The following is a 21,451-nucleotide window of genomic DNA, read 5'->3' on the forward strand; positions in this document are numbered from 1 at the left end:
GAAGTGGTCTTGCTCCTTTAAGAGTTAAATTTAAGTGCTTATCTCACATTCTTTCGGAAAACAACAAACGCAAATGTACTTATTAATTTTTATCTCTAATTGGGCATTTAGTCAATAAAAAAAAGCAGCATCATAAGCTGCTTTTAGTACTTTCCTTAAAAACAAGGAACTTTTGGCCAATATAGTTCGTGAGCGTGTATATGACTGATCCAAGAAGGATGGCAATATTGTCTGAGTCGATATAAAATGGCCCTGCTGTTATTGAATTCATAGTCCCGGTAATCACAGTGCTGATTGAGAAGGAAAGAAAATAACATGCCATCACAACAATAATAAATCTGGCTGCTCCAACATGAATGGGAACCTTGCTTTTAAATGTGTATATTTTATTCAGTAGAAAGCTGACAGCAGCGCCTGCTGTATTTCCAGAGAATGTGGCATACCAAAACGGCCATTCCAGTCCATTTTTCAAAAAAAACATCAGTCCCATTCCAACAACGGTATTGAGTAACCCAACCATCAGAAATTTAATGAATTCCGAAAAGCTTACAGACCCAAGTCTAATCCTTTGCGCCAGCTGGTTAGTTATTCTCAGATAGCTTCCGATTTTCACTGATTGGCTCATAATCTGCTCCTTCCATGTTGATCAGCTTCCTCGAAACAGGCAGATTAAACAGATCCACATCAATAATATATTTCGGACGCCGTTTAGTTTCTTTATAAATTTTACCTATATACTCTCCAACCAAACCAAGCGCAATTAACTGCAGACCTCCAATAAGCCATATAGATGTGATTAAGGAAGTCCATCCGAGTTCTGTATTTCCAAAAAGTTTCAATGTAAGAAAATATAGACCGAATACTAGGCTTACGAAAAAAGAGAGGCATCCTACAATCATCACAAATCTTATCGGTGTCACTGAAAAAGAAGTGATTCCATCAAAGGCAAACCCAAGCATCTTCTTCAATGGGTACTTCGTTTCACCGGCATGACGTTCCTTTCTTTCGTAATAAACACTCGTAGAGTTGAAGCCTATTAATGGAACAATACCGCGGAGAAACATATTGCTTTCTGCAAAATGCTCCAATTCTTCAACGGCCCTCTTGCTCATCAACCGAAAATCGGCATGGTTGAAGACCAGTTTGACCCCAAGCTTGTCCATAAGCTTGTAAAATCCTTCAGCAGTAAAACGTTTGAAGAATGTATCACTCTCCCTGCTGCTTCTCACACCATATACCACTTCGTAACCTTCATTGAACTTTCTTACCATTTCATTAATAGCATGAATGTCATCCTGCAGATCAGCATCAATGGTTACCATGCAATCAGAGGCCTCTTTTGCAGAAAAAAGTCCGGCAAGCAATGCATTTTGATGTCCTGCATTTCTTGAGAGCTTCAGGCCTTTTATCATTTCATTATCTAAACTGGCTTTGTAAATCAAGTGCCAGGTCCTATCCTCGCTCCCATCATCGACGAATAAGACTTTACTTTTTTCTGATACCATATTTTGCTTGATCAATTCACTTAGCTTTGCTGCCAACTGATTAATAGTCTCTTCCAAAACATCTTCTTCATTATAACAAGGCACGATAATTGTGAAGATCGGCGCATTCATTTATAAGCCTCCTTGTTGTTATAAAGCTTCATAGAGGTAAATTTTCCAGGCACTTTCCTTAGAATTAAAGATCTTATCAAGCTTAAGATTATTTTCTGATGCGTTATCGATTGGAACTGAAGAGAAGATAAACTCCCCGCCCATTTCCTTAAACTGCTCTATGTTCACATAAATATTTTCAATTCTTCTCTTTGAGTTTTTTTTAAACATATAATGCTTTCCCAATTCATCGGTAAAAAGATAACAGCGTCCGCCCCACTCATCAAAGTAAACACGGATACGCTTATTCTTTTCAAGCTCATTTTCGATAATCTTCCTAAACTGATATTTATAACTTAGAGGATAAAAATTATTGTAGGTGTCCAGCGTGTAAAATCCATTATATTGCGCGATTGCTGGATGCAAGCCTATACTGGCAACACGATAGCTATGTTGAGGTTTTCCGATGTAATTTTTGATCTCTTCAAATTGTTGCTCTGCATAAAATTCCCTGACACTGGGCTTTTTGTGGTAAACAATTTCTTCATTCGTGAACAGGAGCAAGATAATCTGGGCAGCCACCAACCAGGGAACAGCCTTCCGTAATATTTTTTCATTCCAGAGGATCTTAAGACCAATCGCAAACAGAATATAAAGAATTAACGGGCGCAAAAAATGAAACCTGGCAAAGTTGAATGTATCAAGAAAATGAAATCTTTCAGTCAATGGGAGCCAGCCTTTATAAAACCAGAAAGCATACCAAGCTGATAAAGCAAAATTCAGCCCAAAGAGGAATACAAAGATGCGTTCTTTCTTCCACTTTCTGTGCTTCCAAATCAGAATGATCGCAGCTGCTATGACGGGCAATATAACCAAAGTATGTACAGTCATCACATGTGTGTGTCCTAGCAGGAAATTTTTGAAGGTAAGCCTGACAGAGTGCCAGAACGACAGGCGGGCGTGAAAGTATTCATCCCTGCTATTCGGTTCCCCGTCAAATAAAAAAGAATAGACCAGCCGGTAATCAGTGATTAAGAAAACAGCAGTCATATAAGCGATCGCCAAAAAGAATTTCCAATTCCAGCCCTTACTGCGAATGACATCACTAAGCCAGAATAGACCCATTGCACTGAGGAAGAAGAAAAAACCCAAAACGATACTTGAGTAAAACGGCAAAAGGGTAAGTGCAAGATAATGCGGCCAGGAACCTCTCCCCTTTCTGATATGCAAAAAAGCCCAGAGTGCCAACGGCATACCCAATGTACTAAGCATCCCTGACGGCCAAAAAGGGGTAAGCGCAAATGCAAGAGCTGTCCCGACGCGAATCAGGCTATTATCTTCTCCCTTAGTAAAGTGGTCCTTCAAAACCAAATACATACCGAGGAAGGCTATAAACCTGGTGATACCCTGGCTTATTCCATATGCAACCATTGTCGGGAACAATACATAAAGCCATACAATGAGACTATACTCAGTTCCAAGTGCATTCCTCGGCAGTCCATTGATGATTTGAGGAATCCTGGCATCTAACGAACCGGCAATCTGGCCACTCCCAGCAAGCACCTTGTACCATGCTAAATTTGAGTCTAGATTGTCATGTACCCGAATGTGGGCACCGTCTCCTAAAATAAAATAGGGGGATAGGAAGAGTGAAATCACAATGAGAGAAAATATGATGAGTTTTCGCTCTTTATCCTGTAAGTAAGACAAATCACATTACACCTCAAGTTCCATAGTTGCTTCTATTAAGATTTGCACATTTCTTGAAACTATTCCCTGCAATCTCAATTGGTTTCCTTTTCTACTATGAAATGTATTTTCCACTAAACAAAGGGTTTTATGTATTTAAGGGTCTTGTACTGATGAATCCCAAGCCATATACCACGCAAAAAAAACTGTACTGGTGTGTTATTAACCAGTACAGCTTGATTATCCCTCTTCTGTTAAATTGCTCTCTGTCTCAAGAACGAAAAGATCCTTCTTTGACTGCAGAAATATGATCGATGTCAATGCAACAGCCAACAGCAGTCCCAGTGCAGAGAAAGCGACGGTGACTGTTTGCAGTTTTACCACTTCTGCTAAATAACCCAATAATAATGTTAATACGATTTGAACCATTGCCTGAAAGAAGGCAAACGAACTGCTAAACCTGCCCATCAAGTCAACTGGTACATTGTTTTGGAAAAAAGTTGCGTAACCAGTAAAAGAAAATGGTGAAAAAAAACCAATAATGATAAAACCAGCCACGGCTAGTGGTACCGTTTCTGAAGATGCAAGATAGAACATTAAGTACCCAGTTACTGATAAAAAAGATCCCAGTCCTAACAGCATTTTTATTGATAGACGATTCGCCAGCGCTGACACTGCGAATGAACCAGCCACATACCCAGCTCCTGTGAGGCTGACCAATAATCCATAATTCTTTTCAGATAAGCCGACAACCTGCTGTATGAAGGTTACCTCCTGTGAATCGAGAGCAAAGGATATCAATGTAATGAACTGGAAAATCAGGAAAACCACCATAAATCCTGCTGCCGTTTTCCCAAAACTGATGACTGCTTTCCAATCAGCAGCGATCATTTTTAACGTAATCGGTTCTCTAACACTTTCACTGCTTACCTTTTCATCAACATCAGGAAGGAAGTAAATGGCCAAGGCACATAAAAAGAAAGTTAGAGCATTAATATATATACTTGTATTTATGCTTCCATACATAATCAACACCCCTGACACACTCGGTCCTACCAGCATGGCACCAGATGTCGCGAAGGAAAAAATCGAATTGAAACGTTTTCTTTTTTCAGGCGGTACAAGCTTTGTTATGTAAGTTTCTGATGTGGGACCAAAGAATGCCCCCGCTATATTGGTTAAGAACATTATGATATATATTGGAATTAAAGAAGTGAATAATGGGATGACCGCAATCAGTATCCCGCGAAGGATATCAATGTAAATCATTAACCTTCTCTTATTCACCCGATCAATGACGCTGCCTGCCCATGTATTAGTTAAAAGGATTGCTAAAGGTCTAATGATGAATAACCCTGCTATCGCAGCTGCAGAACCTGTTAATTTTAAAACTAATAAATTAATAGCAACAAAATAAATCCAATTACCAATGTTTGAAACTCCAATTCCCAGAACCAAAAGTATGGGATTCTTCCAGCCTTTCAAACTGACCCCTCCTGCGTGCAGAATATAAATGTAAAAATGCTCTATTTCTCTTTCCATCCTATCTTCAACTTCCAAAAGTTTCAAGAAGCTATTTGAACAAATTCCATTTTTTTACTCAAATCAAGAAATGTCACAATTTGTCCACATAAATTTTCCCAACAAATTATACAGAAACAGGCTCTATACCCGCATTTCCAACTACTTTAAACATCCAGCCTATCAATTTCATTTATTTACCAGTGCTAGTCATACAATTTACCCATTCCTAACATAGGTATATTACTTATAATGGTATATAGAATTGATAAGGAGCTGAAACCATGAATTCAAATCCGAAGTTTGTTTCTAAATTCCTTCCGCTTTTTGCGGTGTTTATGGTTATAGTTACGATAGCAGCGACTTTTGTCGTTCAAAATGCTGATGATAAAGTATCCGTCCCCTTTTCTTCTCTTGTCAAGTCAATAGAAAGCCTTAATGGCAGTGAAGCAACTCTTACCGAAAAAATGGATGGAACTCTAGTACTGAAAACGAAAGATTCAACATTTGTTTCCCAAGTTCCTCCCGGCAGCCAGATGGTCGATAAATTAGTAGAAAAATATAATATAAATTATGAATATATGAATAACAGCAAATATGGCGCCTGGATCCTTGGTGGGGTGTTATTGCTTTTGCTAGGTACTGCGTTTGTAATTCAAAAGAAAACTGGTGGAATAGGCGCAGGCAATAGAATGAAGAACAGTTTATCAAAGCCTAACCCTCTGCCTTCCATTACTTTAGAAGATGTTGGTGGATTGCAGGAAGAAATGAAAGAGGAAATCTTCCAGACTCTATCAATCTTGAAAGACCCAGAAAGATCAGCAAAAATGGGCATTAAGCCGCCTAAGGGCATTTTGTTATATGGACCTCCAGGTACAGGCAAAACCTTACTTGCTCAAGCTATTGCTCGTGAATTGAATGCTAACTTTTTCTCAGCCAGTGGATCTGCATTTAATGAAATGTTCATCGGTGTAGGCGCCTCACGTGTTCGAAGCTTGTTTCAAAGTGCACGCAAGCAAGGTCCAGCCGTTATTTTCATCGATGAAGTCGACGCCCTTGCAGGGAAGCGTAAGCCTCATGGCGGTGAAGAAGGCGAGAAGACTTTAACTGAACTTCTTGTCCAGCTTGATGGAGGACATTCAAATGATGGAATTCTCTTCATTGCAGCTACAAACAGAAAAGACATGCTGGATGATGCATTCCTTCGCCCTGGCCGTATCGATTTCTCATTCAATGTCCCTCTTCCAGATACGAAAGGCAGAAGAGAGATCATTAATATCCATATAAAAGGAAAAAACCTTGCTGAAGATGTTGCAGCATCACTGGACGACCTGGCTGAAAGCACTTCTGGATTCTCGGGCGCAGAACTGCACTCATTGTTTGAAACAGCAAGCAGACGTGCATTAAGGAATGGACAGGATTTCATTTCAAAGAGTGATATTGATTACTCTCTTGATCGGACAATCCTTGGAAGTACTTCTCGCACTCTTCAGGATCCAGATACGAAGCGCAGGGTTGCGATCCACGAGGCAGGACATGCTCTTGTATCTGCAGTAACTAAACCAGGGTCAGTCCGTAAAGCAACGATTATACCTAGAGGACAGGCACTAGGATACGTGGCTCCGATTCCAAAAGAACTTCAATTATCTACACATAGCGACTTAATTGATCGGATTGCCATGATCCTTGCTGGCGGTGTCGCTGAACGGATGATCCTCGGTGAACACAGTATCGGAGTAAGCGGTGATGTCCAGCAGGCTAAACAGATTATAGAGCAAATGGTTGATACTGGCTTGCTGCAGGAAGGTTTCTCCCTAACATTTAGCAAAGGCTTGAAAGAAACAAAGATGCAGGAACTTTTCGATGACGCTCTAGAAAAATCTGAAATGATCATAAATGCTCACAAACAACAATTTGATATACTGGTAGAAGAATTGCTAAAGAAAGAAACACTGGAAGGCTCAGAAGTAGATGAAATAGTCCAAGATAAGACAGGTTTCCGTGAAGATCAATATGTAATGGCGTAAAAACAAAAAGCGCAAGCGTCTCGAGGGGCTAGGCGCTAGAGCGGGATTAATACAACCATATATAGTTATCCACAACCAAGTTAATTTATAATTTCCTAAACAAATAAAAAAGGCTTCCCGCGGAATAACGGGTTCTGTTTTCGAGTACAAAACCGTAAATCACATAGGAAAAAGTATTATAACTCGTTTATGATTTAACAGCCCTAAAAGCATATTAAAATGCAAAAAAGCTCGGAGAGATTCCGAGCTTTTTATAGTTTTTACTTATTCAACATAAGCACCCCGTTACTTGAATATCAGAATATCAAATTCAACCTCATAATTATTCCTATTGCTCTAACCACTGTTTTACTTTTTTATCCATCTCTTTTTGTAAATCCTCTATATTCCCACTATCTTGCTGAGCTAATTTCAAGTATTTTTTGGGAAACATTTTTTCTAAAGATGACTGATAGAAGCTACCGTCTTGTGGTTCTGTGTATTCAATAACAGAATAATTTTCTTCTTTTTTACTTAACCGAATTACGGCAGGTAATGAGTGTCCTGCTTGGTTTGTTATTCCAGTGGATTTATTAAAACCGCCATAATAAGACCACATATAGATGCTTATTACCCCATCTGATTCATTCGTACCATATACTTTGTGGACTTCAAATTGCTTTTCTGTATCATAATATGAGGTTGAGTATTTTTGAATAATATAATTTGAAATGACCTCATCCATTTCTTCGGTTATATGCTCATCCCCATCTTGTAAGTTAGCCTCATTCCCGCTACAACCAGCTAATAATAATGCTCCAAATAATAAAAATAAAATACTTGATTTGAATTTTATCCTCAAATGCACACTCCTCCCAATATAAAACGGTTTTATTATGTATATAGTTGATGTTTTCTTGTACTAAACTGCTCCTTTAGCTCAATAAGCAAAAAGTGCTGCCGCAGCAACACATTGTTTAACTCTAGCACACGTTACCCTAAAGGAACCTTTCACAATCTTTTCGCACTTCCCAATCACTTAACGAATATAGATATCAATAAACTAATTGTAAAGAAGATATATGCTATCTGAATGATTGTATACATTGTAAATTCAAAGGCTGAAAGTTTTCTTTGTTTTTTGATTTTCATCAAATGCCGAAGATAAAAACCAGAACTAATAATAAGTATTACTATTGAAATTATCCGTAAGGTTTCAGCATAAATTATCAAGACTTAACAACTCCTTCTTCTAAACAATCAACAACACGTAGCAGTAGCTCATTATTTATTCACTGTCTCTCTCAGTTAGTTTGAGTGACACAATCCGTCATATCCAAATTATAACATTATTCTTCAACAATCCTGCCCGTTCGTATTATAAGGTCAGCCAGATATGAAATTATTTCTGGTTGACCTTTTTTTATATGGTCTTATTATAACGGTAGCCGGGGTAAAACGTAACTGCCCGTGGGACCTGGATCCCGTCAACAAAACAGTTTGCCCCCTACTTGTAGAAACATGATTGAGGCTGGTTGGGACATAGATCTCGTATAACAAGCGAAGCTGTGACACTGCAAGAAGGACAAGGGGTACCGGCAAAATAAAAGATTAGGAGATGATACAGGATGAATCCAGTCGTTGGTCTGGATATTTCAAAGGGGGAAAGTCAGGTTCAAGCTTTTGTAGATAAAGGCAAACCATTTCGTAAGAGCTTTAAAGTATCTCATACTCTTGAGGGGCTTGGTTTACTTGTGGAGTTTCTAGAGGTAGTACAAAAAGAAACAGGTCTAAAACCGCCGGTTATTCTTGAAGCAACTGGACACTATCAAACAGCAGTAGTCCAATATTTAGAGGAACGTGGGTATTTATTAATCATTATCAACCCTTTAATTTCCTACAAGGCGAAAAGTTCAAGTTTAAGGAAAGTAAAGACAGATGCCATCGATGCTTACCACCTCTGCGAGTTGTTTTACAAAGAGGCGTTAGAGCCGTATAAAAAGCGAGGGGTCCAGCTTTTAAACCTTCGTAACCTTACAAGACAACACGAGAATATTACAGGAGTGATGATTCAGACAAAGCTTCAGTTCCAGGCTATTCTTGATCAAGTATTTCCTGAATATCGTGGAGTGTTCGGTGATTTATATTCTGTGGTATCACTCTTAACGTTAAAGGAGTTTCCGTCATCTGAAGACATCTTAGAAGCTAGTAATGAAATTCTCTCAATGAGGATCAAGGAATTATGTAAAAGTCGCTCAATCAGATGGGCCAATGAAAAAACCTTACAACTAAAAGAGGCTGCGGCTCGCAATCCCTTTGAAAAGACAGTCTATCAGAGTCATATCTTAAGCTTAGGTATGTATATTAATATTATTTTTCAATATAAAGAGCACCTATCCACATTGGAATCGGAGATAGATGCCCTCGCTAAAGAAGTTGAAGAATATAATATTATCAAATCCATCCCTGGTATCGGTGAAAAGATCGCTGCAACGATCATTTCTGAAATTGGGGAGATAGACCGATTTACTGATCCTAAAAAGCTGGTGGCTTTCGCTGGAGTAGACCCTAGTGTTTTCGAATCTGGCAAGTTTACTGCCACCAAAAACCGAATCACAAAAAGAGGATCCAGCAGGCTTCGTCATGCCTTATATATGGCTGTTCGTTGTGCTATACGCGACTGTCGCAAGAGCAAAACAAGCGATGAAATCATTCCTCGAAATAAGAAATTACGACAGTTCTATGATAAGAAACGCGAGGAAGGAAAACCATTTAAAGTAGCAGTAATTGCCTGTGTAAATAAGCTCTTACACTGGATATTTGCCTTATTAAGAAACAGAACAACTTTCCAAGATATAGCATAGAAACAACATCTAACTAAATAACGAAAAACCTTCCAATTCAGAGAATACGAAGGTTATTTGGTATACCCTTTTTTAGTATATCACGATGGATTTTGATATTTTAATGAAAAATATTGACAAACTATTAGCTGGTTTTGTTTAATAAGGAATTCAACAAAAAAGGCCACTTATCCTCCTTGGACCGCAGCCAGTAGCATTAAAGAAAAAGTCACCCTTTTCTTAAAATAGTATTAAACATTTCAGGTCTGTCCTTTTCAAAGGCTTCTATTAGTTCCTTACCGAATATAGTAATTGATCCTTCCCAGGGATGACCTAAAAATCCCCATTGGAAATCTTCTTGAATAAAGAAGTTATAATCACCATCTGGGACAATAGGAATTATCCACTCATTAAATTCGTCTTTTGGGAACTCTAAGAAGGGATTAACCCAATAACCAGGATGCTGCCAATCTAAGGAATAAAAATACTCACCATTGTTAGTTACTTTTTGAAAAGCTGATATTGCTTTTTCTTCAAGATCTTTATAATTGAAATCTAATTCCTCTAAATCAAGTGACCCATTTAAGTATCTTGAAATATCATAAGTGCTAAATGGATTTGGAACATAAAATGACGGAAAAGCAGAGATGCTTGGTTTGAATAGAAACTTTGTATGTACCTGTTTCCATACTTTATCTTCTTCAGATTGTGTAAGTTCAATCCAATTATTTATATAAACTCCCCCAATGTAGTAATGTAAACTACTTCTTATTCAACTATCCTCCCTCAATAAAAGAAGCCAAAACGCCCGATTTCTCTGGTTTTCACAGTATTTCACTAGTAGCCATTTACAGTCATGAATATCGTCATTATGGTTGGATTTATCTTATGAGGATAAATTTGGACTTCATAAGCAAAAAGACCTTATACCCGTTCTGCCACTAACTTACAATAATTGGTGGCTATGGTATTTTATGATCGCACTGGTGGATGTCCACATTTCTCATGGAGGTCAACCCTCCCATGCCTCACAGAGTCTTCGCTCTCAAATTCCTTCGTCCAACCTTTCCATGAGGTGGATGTCAGTCATGCTGCCCCACAGGGTCACTGCCCGAAGTTTAGTTGCTTTGCTGACTAATCCGTGCTTCAAATATATATGACGTACTTCAACCTAAAAACCTACCTGCTACTCTACAGTTGCCACCAAATTAAGCGGCCAATCTAGCTCCAATTTGTTCTCTCATATGAGGTATATCCTTTAACATTCTTTCTTCACTGAACTCAAATTGCTTTTTGCCTATGGCAAAGAAAATACGAATCAATTTATTGCACAAGGCGATTAGGGACTGCATCTTCTTTAACGGATTATCGGGACGCTGGGTATAGTAGGTATGCAAAGCCTTGAATGCTTGGTTCTTGGCGACCATAATCATACACACCCTGAACAGGAGTGCCCTCAGCTTCTTCCTGCCTCTTTTGGTTATCTTGGTTTGTCCCTTATGCTTGCCAGAAGTGTTTTCCTTCAAGCTCAAACCTGCCAGTTTGATGATTTGTCTTGGGTGGGAGTAATCTTGTAGATCTCCCACTTCGGCAAAGAAGCCGGCAACAGTATCTCTTCCTACACCCTTAATCGCCAACATTTGCTGGACACCAGGGATATGTTCAATCAGGTTATCTATCTTTGAATCTAATTCTTCAAATTTCATTTGGATTAAATCATACTTATCTAGCAATGTAGTCAACTCAAGTTTCGCCATAGCTGCGCCTTGGCGAAGCCCGATTGATTCTGTCGCTGCACGCTTCAACTCTTGTATCTTGTTCAGTCCCACACTTCGTGTAACTGCTTTCCTTAGATGAATCAGTAAATCCTGATCAGAATAGCTAATTAGTTCGTGTGGTAAGGCTTCCAGCCTTAAAAATTGCAGGGCTGCTTTCCCTTCCCAGCTTTTAAAAACCGTCAAGAACTCGGGAAAATATCGGTCGATCCAGTTGTGAATCTGCCCCTGCACGGTTTGAAGGTCATCAGTCAGTAGATCACGAATTTTTTTCGCCACCCTGAGTTCTGCAAAAACCCCTTGTGGAATCGTAGGTTCGGCGTATCTACCATCCTTGACAAGCTGTGCAATGACTCTGGCATCTTTCACATCGTTTTTTGTCGGTGAATTGTCGTCGAGTTCCTTGCTTTTCTTTACATGTAACGGATTAACAGCTACAAACTTTATCTTATGTTCTTTCAGAACGTGAGCTAGGTTTAACCAATAATGACCGGTTGGCTCCATGCCTACAATCACTTGTTCCATCTCTTGTTCTTTTTTAAGTTGAAGGATCCAGTCGAGGAAAAGTTGAAATCCTTGCTTGGTATTATCAAAAAAGCAGGGTGACCCAAACTCCATACCTCTATAGTCCTGCGCGCGTGCGACATGTTTGAACTTCGCAATATCAACACCTATAATTAAAGTCTGAGAAGTAATTTGAGCAATTTTATCATTTTGGTTATAATTCATTACACGGCCTCCTGGTATATGAGTTTTGTCCTTTTCGCTGGCCAGCTTCAGGACTCTCTCATTCTACCAAGAGGCTATTTTTTTATACAAACTCCATTTTCTTTCATTACAGGAATGCTGCTTCTTTGCTTCAACAAAAGCAGCTACTGAACCTGCTTGGACGATCAGTAGCTGAATAAACTCTATTCATCATTCCATTTAGTAATTGCATAAAAAATTTCTTTAGGGTTTGGTTTAGGTTTTATAATTATGGAATGTAGAAGCTATTTAATCTCTACATCAAATATAAAAGATGCTTCTCCATCGGACCATTTCCCTACCACTTCGTATATATAGTGACCACTATTAGATGGAACTGTGATCTGTTTTTCTGTTAAAGTTATCTCTTTTGATTTTCCGTCTTCACTATACTGGTAAACAGTTAAGTTCGGGTCATCTTCAATAAGGATTTCAATCTTACTGTTCTTTTCTATTACTAAATCATTAAATCCTTTAGCAATTTCCATTGGTGTGTCAGTAGAACCAACTTGTTCTATCGACATTTTTTCACCCTTCCATTTATAATTTCCTACCCTCATTTCATATTCAGTTGCATCAACAATAATCTTTCCAATTACAGGTATTTGTTCTTCCTTTGAAACGTTTTGCAATCCGCAACCAACAACAAATAAAGATAACGTAATCATAACAAGAATCTTTTTCAAACCTACACCACCTTAAAATTTTATTAGGTTCTAACCTTACATAATTTACCTTTATTTTATATTAACAGAATTTAATTATCTTGTACTAAACTCCCTCAATAAATGAAGCCAAAACGCCGATTTACTCATGTTTTCTTAGAATTTCATAGTCGTTTACCTTCCGGTAACTGGCTTTATAAATGGAGGATCTTCACTTGAAAGGATTTTTTTGGACAGAGTAAGAAAAAAGAGCTACAACCCACTAACCAGTTCCTTACAGAAAATGGTGGATGAGTAAAAATATAACCGCACTGGTGGATGTCCACATTTACTCATGGAGGTCAACCCTCCCATGCCTCACAGAGTCTTCGCTCTCAAATTCCTTCGTCCAACCTTTCCATGAGGTGGATGTCAGCCATGCTGCCCCACAGGGTCTTAGCCCGTAATTTAGTTGCTTTGCCGACTAATCCGTGCTTCAAATGTCTCCAAAATCTATAAAACCAGAACTACTATTCATCTAAACTAAAACAGAGTTACGCTGCCATTTCCGTCTTCTGGGCTAGTGCCAAATGAGGGATGTCCTTTAACATCTTTTCTTCATTAAACTCAAATTGCTTTTTACCAATACTAAAGAGGATCCGGATTAGTTTATTACACAAAGCGATCAGGGACTGCATCTTCTTTAATGGATTATCCGGACGTTGAGTATAGTACGCATGTAACGCCTTAAATGCCGTATTTTTGGCGACAAGAATCATACAAACCCTGAATAACAGGGCCCTTAGCTTCTTACGGCCCCTTTTTGTAATGGTCGTTTTTCCTTTGTGCTTACCCGATGTATTTTCTTTCAAGCTTAAACCGGCCAGCTTGATAATTTGCCTGGGATGATTATATTCGCCTAAATCTCCTACTTCAGCGAAGAAGCCGGCAATTGTATCCCTGCCCACACCTTTTATCGCTAACATTTGTTGTACACCTGGAATATCATTAAGCAGACCGTCAAGTCTTGCATCCAATTCTCCGAATTGTAACTGGATTAATTCATACTTAGCCAGAATGGTTTTTAGCTCAAGCCTGGCCATTTCAGCACCTTGTCGAAGTCCGATGGACTTACTGGCTGCCTGTTTTAACTCGCGAATCTTGTTTAATCCAACACTCCGTGATACGGATTTTCTCAAATGAACGAGTAGTTCTTCTTCGGTGAATACAGCTATTTCATGTGGCAAGGCATAGAGCTTTAAGAATTGTAAAGCAGCCTTACCTTCCCATTTCTTAAATACCTTGAGGAATTCCGGAAAATACCGGTCAATCCAGTTGTGTACCTGTCCTTGGACCGTTTGTAGGTCTTCAGTTAAAAGATCGCGAATTTTCTTTGCCACCCGGAGTTCTGCATAAACACCTTGCGGTATCGTAGGTTCTGCGTATCTTCCGTCCTTGACCAGCTGAGCTATGACCTTGGCATCTTTCACATCATTCTTCGTAGGTGAGTTATCATCCAACTCCTTGCTTTTCTTGACGTGCAAGGGGTTTACAGCGACAAATTTAATCCCGTTATCTTTTAAAATATGGGCCAAGTTAAACCAATAATGGCCTGTCGGCTCCATGCCAACCATCACTTTTTCCATACGCTGTTCTTTTTTAATTTCCGAAATCCATTTAAGAAAATGCTCAATTCCTTCTTTAGTATTTTCAAATTGACATGGAGATCCAAACTCTATTCCCCTAAAATCTTGAGCCCGTGCCACATGCTTGAATTTGGCAATATCGACTCCTATAATAAGAGTCTGAGAAGTTATTTGAGCAATCTTCTTATTCTGGTTATAATTCATTTTAAAGCCTCCTGGTATTTGAGATATCTGTCCTTTTTGCTGGCCAGCGTCAGGACTCTCTCATTCTACCAAGAGGTTATTTTTTTGTTCAAACACCATTTTCCTTCATTACAGGAATGCTGCTCCGTTAGTCTAATAAGGAATTCAATAAAAAGGTGCATTATCCTTCTGGATCAACGCATCCGTTTATGGAGTTAGAAGATTTAACTCTCCTCACTTTTTCTTGTAAAAGAACCCAACTACTGATGTAATAAAGCCTACTGCAAATATTATCTGCACAAGACTTGATGGAGAACTTGGCTCCCATCTAGATAGGTTTTGAATAAATAGACTTACTATCATAATAGATATTCCTAATAGCATAATCCTAATTGGTTCTTTCATAAGTAAACCTCCCTTATTTGGTCACTTCATCTGCAACAAATCATTCCCCAATAGTTATAGAAGAGACAGCCTGGTTCATTATCGCATCCGTTCAATACAGTAATATTAAAAACCTTCAATTATGGTGTGCAGTAACCTTTTTTCCGATAAAGAAAGATATAAAGGCAAAAATAATTAAAAAGAAACTAAGAATGCCATAGGCTACACCTTCAAATCCCCTAATGGAAACAAAACTAATATAAAAGATAATAACAGCAGATATACTTAATAGGGTTCCTGGCAACATTCTGACAAACAACGGATAACCTTTCTTTCCAAACCACCAAGTAACCACCATTAGAATAATACCTGGTATAAGAGCAATTAGGAATGGTCCTAAAATCATCATAAAAACGCCTCCTCCTACCATTTTACAGAATGTTCTAGTTAAACATTACTGCTTCGTTAGTTAAATAAGGCCTACCATAATTTTACCATATTTCTAAGCTGTATTTTTATTTTTCAGAAAAAACCTTATATAGGTCATTTGTTCAACGCTTATAAATGATATCCTCCCATTTATAAACTTTTTCCGCTATGCCAATCCGCTGAGCCGGTGTTTCCTCTTTATCCCCTGATTTAAATGTCTTGCAAAAGTTGTAGTAAGTCCTCAGAATGGTGAGGCTCATTTGTGCGTACTTTGGATTGAAGTTGGAATATATATAGGACTTACCATCACCACGAGAAGTAACTAATGGTCTTTCAAGGACAGAGAGGCAGCGTCTTATCTCTTGTAAAAAAGCATTAATGGAATTGTCATTCACCTTTTCAACAAACATTGCCAATGAGCGAGGGGATAAATGGGTCATATCTGTCACGCAGTCGATCATACGCTTACCCCTGTCCTTAGTGCCTAGTGGATGCTCAATAGGATTCTCTTTATGTGAATGATAAACCTTTCCTTGTTCGCTGTAGTGGACGTTGTGAAATGTATGGCTGTTTAATCTTTCCTCTAAATAGCGATACGCAAGAACTTGTAAATCCTTTTCCTCGAAACCACGATTTTCTCCCCAAGCCTTCAAATCTTGAATCGATTGCCGGTACTCCTGGAATGCTTCTTTCCTAGAAAGTGCTTTGTTTATCTTGGTAGTGAAAAGATATGTATCTTTGTTTTTAATTTCATTTGTAAATACTCTATTGATTGCTGTTTTTAACGAATTGTCTTCGTCTGTAATGAACCTCCACTTCGGCGACTGTACGAGATGTTTAATATGCCAGAGATGGGCTACAGTGGTATACGTTTGGTTGACGTGCAATCCATCCACATAGAAAAACCTTCTGTTAAAGTCATCTAGTTTATACAGGTACTCCTGCATAGTCTCTGTGTCATTGAGAGAAGGCTCCATTGGATGAACTCCGTACTTATTAAATTTGGCGTTTTTGCTCAAAAAGTAATTTAAATGGTCATCTTTGTACATTTCGGTGTCAGAGAAAATTTGCTCCTTCTTTATCTCCCAGTCGTAACACACATCCGCTCTAAACACATACCTCGAATGATAATGGCTGCTTATCACCACTTGTGTGGGGAGTTGTTTTTCCACAGAGGAAGGATTTGATTTTTTAGAATAGCCTTTCTTACGAACGTTATTTAAGACATACATCATCTTGTCTGTGTTAATCCACATTTCATCGAATGTCTTCTTTTGAAAAGCGTTCGTTTCTCGTGTTTCCAAGAATTCCAGACAGCATCTATACAACCATTCGAGCTTAGAGTAATATGTCCCTCGACCTATACCCAATATTTCACAAGTCCGGGATATAGGAGACCGATTGATCAAATGTTTGGCTACTGAATCAAGATATCATTTCTTTGCTGATGATAGCCTGTATTTCGTTTCTTATCAGGCAAGACATTGGTGAACTTTTTACACACTTTACACTGATATCTTTGAGATTTAGCAGTACTTGTTCCTCTTTTGTAGAAATCCTTTGAGCTTGAAAAGGGAGTCGTGGTAATTCTGCAATCATCTTTATGGAAAATATAAGTTTGGTCTAATGGCAAAACAGTATTGATCCTATGTAAGCGTTCAATTTCGGTTGATATCGACCAATTTGACAACGTACTAGTGGTACATCCTAAAGAGGGTATTTCATTAAATCCACCATTACCTTTTCCGCAAATAATCACTTTTTCGTTTTCTTTCCCCGAAAGTCGATACCTCTTAGCCCTCCCATTAAATTTTGTCTGTTCCTTTCCGTAATAACTACAATAAGGGTTTGCACAGTAATTTAGTTGAATGTAGTGGGGTTGTCCATATAATTCAAAATGGACCGGCCGATAGATCTCAACGTTAAATTGAGCCATAAACTGTTTTGGGGTCAATACGTCATAAAGCAGGTTACGTTCCTTAATGCTTTCTTCCGATACTGGAGTATTTATTGGAGTTAAGGAATCATCAACTTCTGCTAACCGCTTCATTTTTGTCATTGCTCAATGCCTAAGTCCCGCTTAAGACGGACATTATTCCTCAATGATTTAATATGTTCAATAAAATTGTCATCTTCTAGGATGTTTGGAATAAACTCCTCTAACACCTGATTTTCTGTAAGACCAGTATAACTAGCGTAAGACTCAATGATTTTCCGTGTCCTTTCAGACAAGTTAAATTCTACAGGTTCTAAATTTACATATTTGGGTTTAATGAAATTCATTTCCTATCAACTCCTTTTTCCTAAAATAACACGTTAGTCAAATGGGGTGAAAAAAAGTAATACTTTTATCAAGGTACAGAAGTTTCTGTAACCTGATATTTAAGGTGCGAATTAGGGTACGAATAATGCCAATTATTTATTGAAAACACTGTTATATCAATAAAAAAAGGGTTACCAAATCTTTGCGATTTGATACCCTTTTTTATATACTTTTTTAAATTTTGTACTTCAAAACAGAACCCGTTACCCGCGGAAAGCCTTTTTTATTTTTGATCAAGAGCCTGAGCCAGACTAGTTCTTATTTCTGTATCTTTGAAAGAAAGTCCGAGCTGAACGGCTGTCTGGGCGATTTCTGGTCTAATGCCGGAAAGTGTAGTCTTTACGCCAATTAATTTTAATGCGTTCAAAAGCTGAAAGATTTGATGGGCAACCATAGTGTCGATCATCGCCACACCTGATAAATCGACAAATAGATGATGAATATCCCTCTTGTTGCATTGCTTAAGAGTATTTTCAAGAATCATTTTCGCCCTTGATGTATCAATATCTCCAATTAGAGGCAGCAAGCCTTGATGGTTGCTTATAGAAATGACAGGAGCACTCAATTCATTGATTGTTGCCTGCTGGGCTTTCAAAATTTTTTGTGAGTATTTGTAAGTAGCCTCGACGAATCGTAAAATGACTTCATCCATCTCCTTAAGGATGACATCATACCAGGCATCAACTTCATCCCTTGTTATTGTCGGATTCATCTCAGCAAATTTACGGACATATTTAAAATACTGATTCCTAACGTTTTTAAATTCCTTGATCACGTATTGAATAGGGGTATTAATATGTTCAATATCACTTGCTATTTCGATGATCCAGGGTTCAAAGTCCTGAAAAAATTCTTGTTCCCCTTTATTGAATAATTCAATAAAGTGCAAATGAAAATCATGATTCTGTTTTTTTAAAGCTTTGATTACCTCAGGGTCATTAGACGCGTAAACACCTGCAGTATTCGACTTATCTATATTTTCATACCATTCTTCAGTTAGATTAAAGCTATTTTCTTTAAGATATTCATATAAGTACTGATTTCTGTGCACCAAGCTTCCCCCCGTCTCGAAATGCACCACATGAACTAGTTAACAAGATGTAATATTATTTATTGCTGTATTATACCAAAATTCCTGCCTTATATAAAAATATAAGGATACTAAGCTAATCTTATAGAGGTTGCCTGCACTTATTTTCTACTCCATCTTATGTTTGTCCCTTAACTCAGGCGGAGCCATTTTTATAATCTGTTGAAAAATGATAAGCAGCACACCTACGTCATCAACAACACCAATCAAGGTTAAGAAGTCGGGAATGATATCGAATGGCAGCAGAAAATAGCCAATGATCAATCCAACTGAAATTAATTTTTGCTTTAATGGCACTAAACCGGAAGTAAAGAACTCTATTAAAAAAGGGATGAATTTTTTCACTTTGAAAACAAGCCTGATTCTTTTCAAAAACTTTTTCATAACAGCTCTCCTTTCAACTCGTACTATCCACATTTACTTTTTATTAATTATTGGCTCTGTTAAACTAGGCTGTTGATTTTCGTTACAGGCGCTTCGCTTTCCGCGGGGCTGGAGCTGAGCGTCCTTTGTCGCTTTGCTCCTGCGGGGTCTCATCTGACCAGCTTAGCCCGCAGGACATTGAATTACTTTCTCGAATTTGCCAGCGCACGATGGAAATGCGCTAGCATTTTCGCAGGAGTCTACGCGCCTTCCACTACAATCAACAGAGCTTAAAACAACAATGGGCTATAACAGAGCCAAATATTAAAACATTGCAAATGAATCGGACAATCATTAATACGTACAAAGAGTAGATTTGTTTCATATATGAAACCAAAAAAACAGCCAAATTTAAATTGGCTGCTTTCCGAATTAAATATAGCCTACATTAACTTACTTTTTTTGCTGATCACAATAGTAATGGATCGCTTCTTTAAAAAATGCTGCTAGCCCCTCCTGGTATTTATCTATATTTTTTGTGAACCGGGGGTCATCCACATATAGATCACCCAGCCCGCGATATATCTCCAGTGTGCAATCATAATAATGGTCAGTGATAAATTGGCGCCAATCCGCTACTGCCTGCTGTACTTCTGAAGCTTCTGGTCCCTGGTCCATTCCGGCAATGAGCCGCTTATAGATATCATCTGTCTTACCCTGGATGTCTGCCCAGTCTTCAGCTGAATATCCAGAAGTCCTCTTCTCTACGTTTTCGACGGTCTCTATTCCATACTTCTTCTTCGCTTCCTCGCTATATTTCTTCTGGTGTTCTTCTATTTCCTTCATGTCAAATCCTTTAAACATATCCTTATCTGCCATTTTATAGCCTCCTTCTATTGAATCGATTGTCTGTTCAACTGTCTGGATCATCTCTTCTAACCGCTTTTTTTTGGCTAATAGCAATTCTTTATGCCTTTTCAAACTTTCTTTGCGGTTAAACTCAGGCCGTTCGATAATTCCCTTAATTTCTTGAAGAGAAAAGTCCATTTCCTTAAAAACCATTATCTGTTGAAGGCGCTCAAGATTCTCTTCAGAGTAAAGGCGATACCCGGAAGTGGATAACGCTTCTGGCTTGAGTAAACCTATACGATCATAATAATGCAAGGTACGTACGCTTACTCCTGTCAACTCTGCAACTTCTTTTACTTTGTACATTTCTCGATCACCTCCACAAACCAATCTTAAACTATGACGCAGCGTCAGGGTCAATGGTTTTATTAATGCTTTTAAAAATTACGCGAAGAAATAATACATACTCTTTAATAGCTTGTCTGGAGTAAAGCCTTATCTATATAATTGGAGATGTTTAAAAAGGAATGACAGAACCAGCCAACTTTTAATGGAATGGGGGATAGGCATGGACAAGCTGGGGAAGTACATCGATAAAATTGCAGATCTTCCTTTAAAAGAGAGTTATTCTCGAGGTGAAATTTTAACATCGGATTTCCTGATGGCCGGTAAAAATAACATCGAGATTTACTATTGTACACATAATGAATATATCAATAAAAAGGCAATGGTGTTTATAGTAGGAATTACACCAGGTTTTCAACAAATGAATAAATCGATTGCAGTTGCCCGTCAATGTCTGCAGGATAACATTTCATTTGATGACATTCCTTATATATGTAAGCGTGAAGCACGGTTTTTTGGGATACTTCGGAAAAATATCACCCAAATGCTAGACGAGTTAGGTTTGAACATATGTCTGGAGTTGGAAAGCTGTGAGCAGCTTTTTGGCGATAAGGATTCTTTGCTCCATACCACTTCTCTAATTCCTTATGCCGTCTTTGTCGATGGCAAGAACTATACTGGACATAGCCCGAAAATCCTGAAAAGTGATTTATTGACGAGTTATCTGGCAAAATACTTTGAACCACAGGCTGCTGAACTCAGGGATTCATTAATTATCCCACTAGGAAAAGGAGTTGAAGAAGTTTTATCTCAATATATACGGGAAGGCAAATTTAGAAAAGAGAACATTTTATTAGGCTTCCCACATCCTTCAGGAGCGAATGGCCATCGCCTGCAGCAATTCGAAAAGAATAAAGAAACAATGAAAAATACTATCAATGATTTTTTCAAGAAAAGATAAATGCTGTTCTCGTAAAGACTGTTGTACGTGATAAAAAGCTATTTTGTTTTTCGGTATG

Annotated in this window: 19 protein-coding genes; 3 read left to right on the plus strand and 16 right to left on the minus strand. The window is 38.2% G+C overall.

Annotated elements, in window-relative coordinates; all coding sequences use genetic code 11:
- Nucleotides 1-130: 130 nt before the first annotated feature.
- The 4 genes from FOF60_RS14100 to FOF60_RS14115 all read right to left on the minus strand — a co-directional run bounded on the left by FOF60_RS14100 (nucleotide 131) and on the right by FOF60_RS14115 (nucleotide 4,769).
- Complete coding sequence (locus tag FOF60_RS14100; protein ID WP_192471668.1) at nucleotides 131-625, minus strand: GtrA family protein; 495 nt, start codon at nucleotides 623-625, stop codon at nucleotides 131-133.
- The gene (locus tag FOF60_RS14105) at nucleotides 582-1,616 is read right to left on the minus strand and encodes a glycosyltransferase family 2 protein (RefSeq protein ID WP_192471669.1); all 1,035 of its coding nucleotides are present in this window, start codon (nucleotides 1,614-1,616) and stop codon (nucleotides 582-584) included. The genes FOF60_RS14100 and FOF60_RS14105 overlap by 44 nt, the downstream gene beginning before the upstream one ends.
- An 18-nt stretch (nucleotides 1,617-1,634) precedes the next feature.
- Nucleotides 1,635-3,305 (minus strand): DUF6044 family protein, encoded by a 1,671-nt coding sequence (locus FOF60_RS14110; protein WP_192471670.1) that lies wholly within the window; start codon nucleotides 3,303-3,305, stop codon nucleotides 1,635-1,637.
- A 219-nt stretch (nucleotides 3,306-3,524) separates the two neighbouring features.
- Nucleotides 3,525-4,769: an MFS transporter gene (locus FOF60_RS14115; protein WP_192471671.1), complete on the minus strand. Its 1,245-nt coding sequence runs from the start codon at nucleotides 4,767-4,769 to the stop codon at nucleotides 3,525-3,527.
- Between the two features lie 320 nt (nucleotides 4,770-5,089).
- On the opposite strand from FOF60_RS14115, the gene FOF60_RS14120 reads away from it, so the two are divergent.
- Nucleotides 5,090-6,832, plus strand: coding sequence for an AAA family ATPase (locus FOF60_RS14120; protein ID WP_192471672.1), 1,743 nt, complete (start codon nucleotides 5,090-5,092; stop codon nucleotides 6,830-6,832).
- 328 nt (nucleotides 6,833-7,160) lie between these two features.
- Here FOF60_RS14120 and FOF60_RS14125 read toward each other — a convergent pair whose 3' ends face one another.
- Entirely contained in the window at nucleotides 7,161-7,673 is a 513-nt protein-coding gene (locus FOF60_RS14125; RefSeq protein ID WP_192471673.1) for a hypothetical protein, read from the minus strand.
- A gap of 766 nt (nucleotides 7,674-8,439) precedes the next feature.
- On the opposite strand from FOF60_RS14125, the gene FOF60_RS14135 reads away from it, so the two are divergent.
- Nucleotides 8,440-9,675: an IS110 family RNA-guided transposase gene (locus FOF60_RS14135; protein WP_264647563.1), complete on the plus strand. Its 1,236-nt coding sequence runs from the start codon at nucleotides 8,440-8,442 to the stop codon at nucleotides 9,673-9,675.
- A gap of 208 nt (nucleotides 9,676-9,883) precedes the next feature.
- Here FOF60_RS14135 and FOF60_RS14140 read toward each other — a convergent pair whose 3' ends face one another.
- From FOF60_RS14140 to FOF60_RS14190, 11 genes are all read right to left on the minus strand, one after another.
- Nucleotides 9,884-10,387, minus strand: a complete 504-nt coding sequence (locus FOF60_RS14140) for a DUF2716 domain-containing protein (RefSeq protein ID WP_192473810.1) — start codon at nucleotides 10,385-10,387, stop codon at nucleotides 9,884-9,886.
- A gap of 475 nt (nucleotides 10,388-10,862) precedes the next feature.
- Nucleotides 10,863-12,158: an IS110 family RNA-guided transposase gene (locus FOF60_RS14145; RefSeq protein ID WP_192473808.1), complete on the minus strand. Its 1,296-nt coding sequence runs from the start codon at nucleotides 12,156-12,158 to the stop codon at nucleotides 10,863-10,865.
- A 263-nt stretch (nucleotides 12,159-12,421) separates the two neighbouring features.
- Nucleotides 12,422-12,862, minus strand: a complete 441-nt coding sequence (locus FOF60_RS14150; RefSeq protein ID WP_192473809.1) for a hypothetical protein — start codon at nucleotides 12,860-12,862, stop codon at nucleotides 12,422-12,424.
- Between the two features lie 512 nt (nucleotides 12,863-13,374).
- Nucleotides 13,375-14,670, minus strand: a complete 1,296-nt coding sequence (locus tag FOF60_RS14155; RefSeq protein ID WP_192473839.1) for an IS110 family RNA-guided transposase — start codon at nucleotides 14,668-14,670, stop codon at nucleotides 13,375-13,377.
- Nucleotides 14,671-15,169: 499 nt separating this feature from the next.
- Nucleotides 15,170-15,442, minus strand: a complete 273-nt coding sequence (locus FOF60_RS14160; RefSeq protein ID WP_192471815.1) for a YesK family protein — start codon at nucleotides 15,440-15,442, stop codon at nucleotides 15,170-15,172.
- A gap of 142 nt (nucleotides 15,443-15,584) precedes the next feature.
- Nucleotides 15,585-16,718, minus strand: coding sequence for a hypothetical protein (locus FOF60_RS14165; RefSeq protein WP_264647564.1), 1,134 nt, complete (start codon nucleotides 16,716-16,718; stop codon nucleotides 15,585-15,587).
- A gap of 161 nt (nucleotides 16,719-16,879) precedes the next feature.
- Nucleotides 16,880-17,521, minus strand: a complete 642-nt coding sequence (locus FOF60_RS14170; RefSeq protein ID WP_225650139.1) for a hypothetical protein — start codon at nucleotides 17,519-17,521, stop codon at nucleotides 16,880-16,882.
- Complete coding sequence (locus tag FOF60_RS14175) at nucleotides 17,518-17,745, minus strand: hypothetical protein (RefSeq protein ID WP_192471814.1); 228 nt, start codon at nucleotides 17,743-17,745, stop codon at nucleotides 17,518-17,520. The genes FOF60_RS14170 and FOF60_RS14175 overlap by 4 nt, the downstream gene beginning before the upstream one ends.
- 263 nt (nucleotides 17,746-18,008) lie before the next feature.
- A complete protein-coding gene (locus tag FOF60_RS14180; RefSeq protein WP_192471813.1) occupies nucleotides 18,009-18,836 on the minus strand; it encodes an STAS domain-containing protein in 828 nt (275 codons plus the stop codon).
- A gap of 147 nt (nucleotides 18,837-18,983) precedes the next feature.
- Nucleotides 18,984-19,259 carry a YkvA family protein gene (locus FOF60_RS14185; RefSeq protein ID WP_192471812.1) on the minus strand — a complete coding sequence of 92 codons (276 nt, stop codon included), beginning with the start codon at nucleotides 19,257-19,259 and terminating at the stop codon, nucleotides 18,984-18,986.
- A gap of 432 nt (nucleotides 19,260-19,691) precedes the next feature.
- On the minus strand, nucleotides 19,692-20,453 hold the full coding sequence (locus FOF60_RS14190; protein WP_192471811.1) for a MerR family transcriptional regulator: 762 nt from the start codon (nucleotides 20,451-20,453) through the stop codon (nucleotides 19,692-19,694).
- Nucleotides 20,454-20,655: 202 nt separating this feature from the next.
- On the opposite strand from FOF60_RS14190, the gene FOF60_RS14195 reads away from it, so the two are divergent.
- Nucleotides 20,656-21,393 carry a uracil-DNA glycosylase family protein gene (locus FOF60_RS14195; protein ID WP_192471810.1) on the plus strand — a complete coding sequence of 246 codons (738 nt, stop codon included), beginning with the start codon at nucleotides 20,656-20,658 and terminating at the stop codon, nucleotides 21,391-21,393.
- The last annotated feature ends 58 nt before the right edge of the window (nucleotides 21,394-21,451 follow it).

Source organism: Mesobacillus jeotgali, assembly GCF_014856545.2.
Lineage (GTDB): Bacteria > Bacillota > Bacilli > Bacillales > Cytobacillaceae > Mesobacillus.

Bases quoted from the DNA above. Each gene is read 5' to 3' on its own strand.
- FOF60_RS14100 (WP_192471668.1), bottom strand. From the start codon at position 625: ATGAGCCAATCAGTGAAAATCGGAAGCTATCTGAGAATAACTAACCAG.
- FOF60_RS14105 (WP_192471669.1), bottom strand. From the start codon at position 1,616: ATGAATGCGCCGATCTTCACAATTATCGTGCCTTGTTATAATGAAGAA.
- FOF60_RS14120 (WP_192471672.1), top strand. From the start codon at position 5,090: ATGAATTCAAATCCGAAGTTTGTTTCTAAATTCCTTCCGCTTTTTGCG.
- FOF60_RS14135 (WP_264647563.1), top strand. From the start codon at position 8,440: ATGAATCCAGTCGTTGGTCTGGATATTTCAAAGGGGGAAAGTCAGGTT.
- FOF60_RS14145 (WP_192473808.1), bottom strand. From the start codon at position 12,158: ATGAATTATAACCAAAATGATAAAATTGCTCAAATTACTTCTCAGACT.
- FOF60_RS14155 (WP_192473839.1), bottom strand. From the start codon at position 14,670: ATGAATTATAACCAGAATAAGAAGATTGCTCAAATAACTTCTCAGACT.
- FOF60_RS14160 (WP_192471815.1), bottom strand. From the start codon at position 15,442: ATGATGATTTTAGGACCATTCCTAATTGCTCTTATACCAGGTATTATT.
- FOF60_RS14165 (WP_264647564.1), bottom strand. From the start codon at position 16,718: ATGTGGATTAACACAGACAAGATGATGTATGTCTTAAATAACGTTCGT.
- FOF60_RS14170 (WP_225650139.1), bottom strand. From the start codon at position 17,521: ATGACAAAAATGAAGCGGTTAGCAGAAGTTGATGATTCCTTAACTCCA.
- FOF60_RS14175 (WP_192471814.1), bottom strand. From the start codon at position 17,745: ATGAATTTCATTAAACCCAAATATGTAAATTTAGAACCTGTAGAATTT.
- FOF60_RS14185 (WP_192471812.1), bottom strand. From the start codon at position 19,259: ATGAAAAAGTTTTTGAAAAGAATCAGGCTTGTTTTCAAAGTGAAAAAA.
- FOF60_RS14190 (WP_192471811.1), bottom strand. From the start codon at position 20,453: ATGTACAAAGTAAAAGAAGTTGCAGAGTTGACAGGAGTAAGCGTACGT.
- FOF60_RS14195 (WP_192471810.1), top strand. From the start codon at position 20,656: ATGGACAAGCTGGGGAAGTACATCGATAAAATTGCAGATCTTCCTTTA.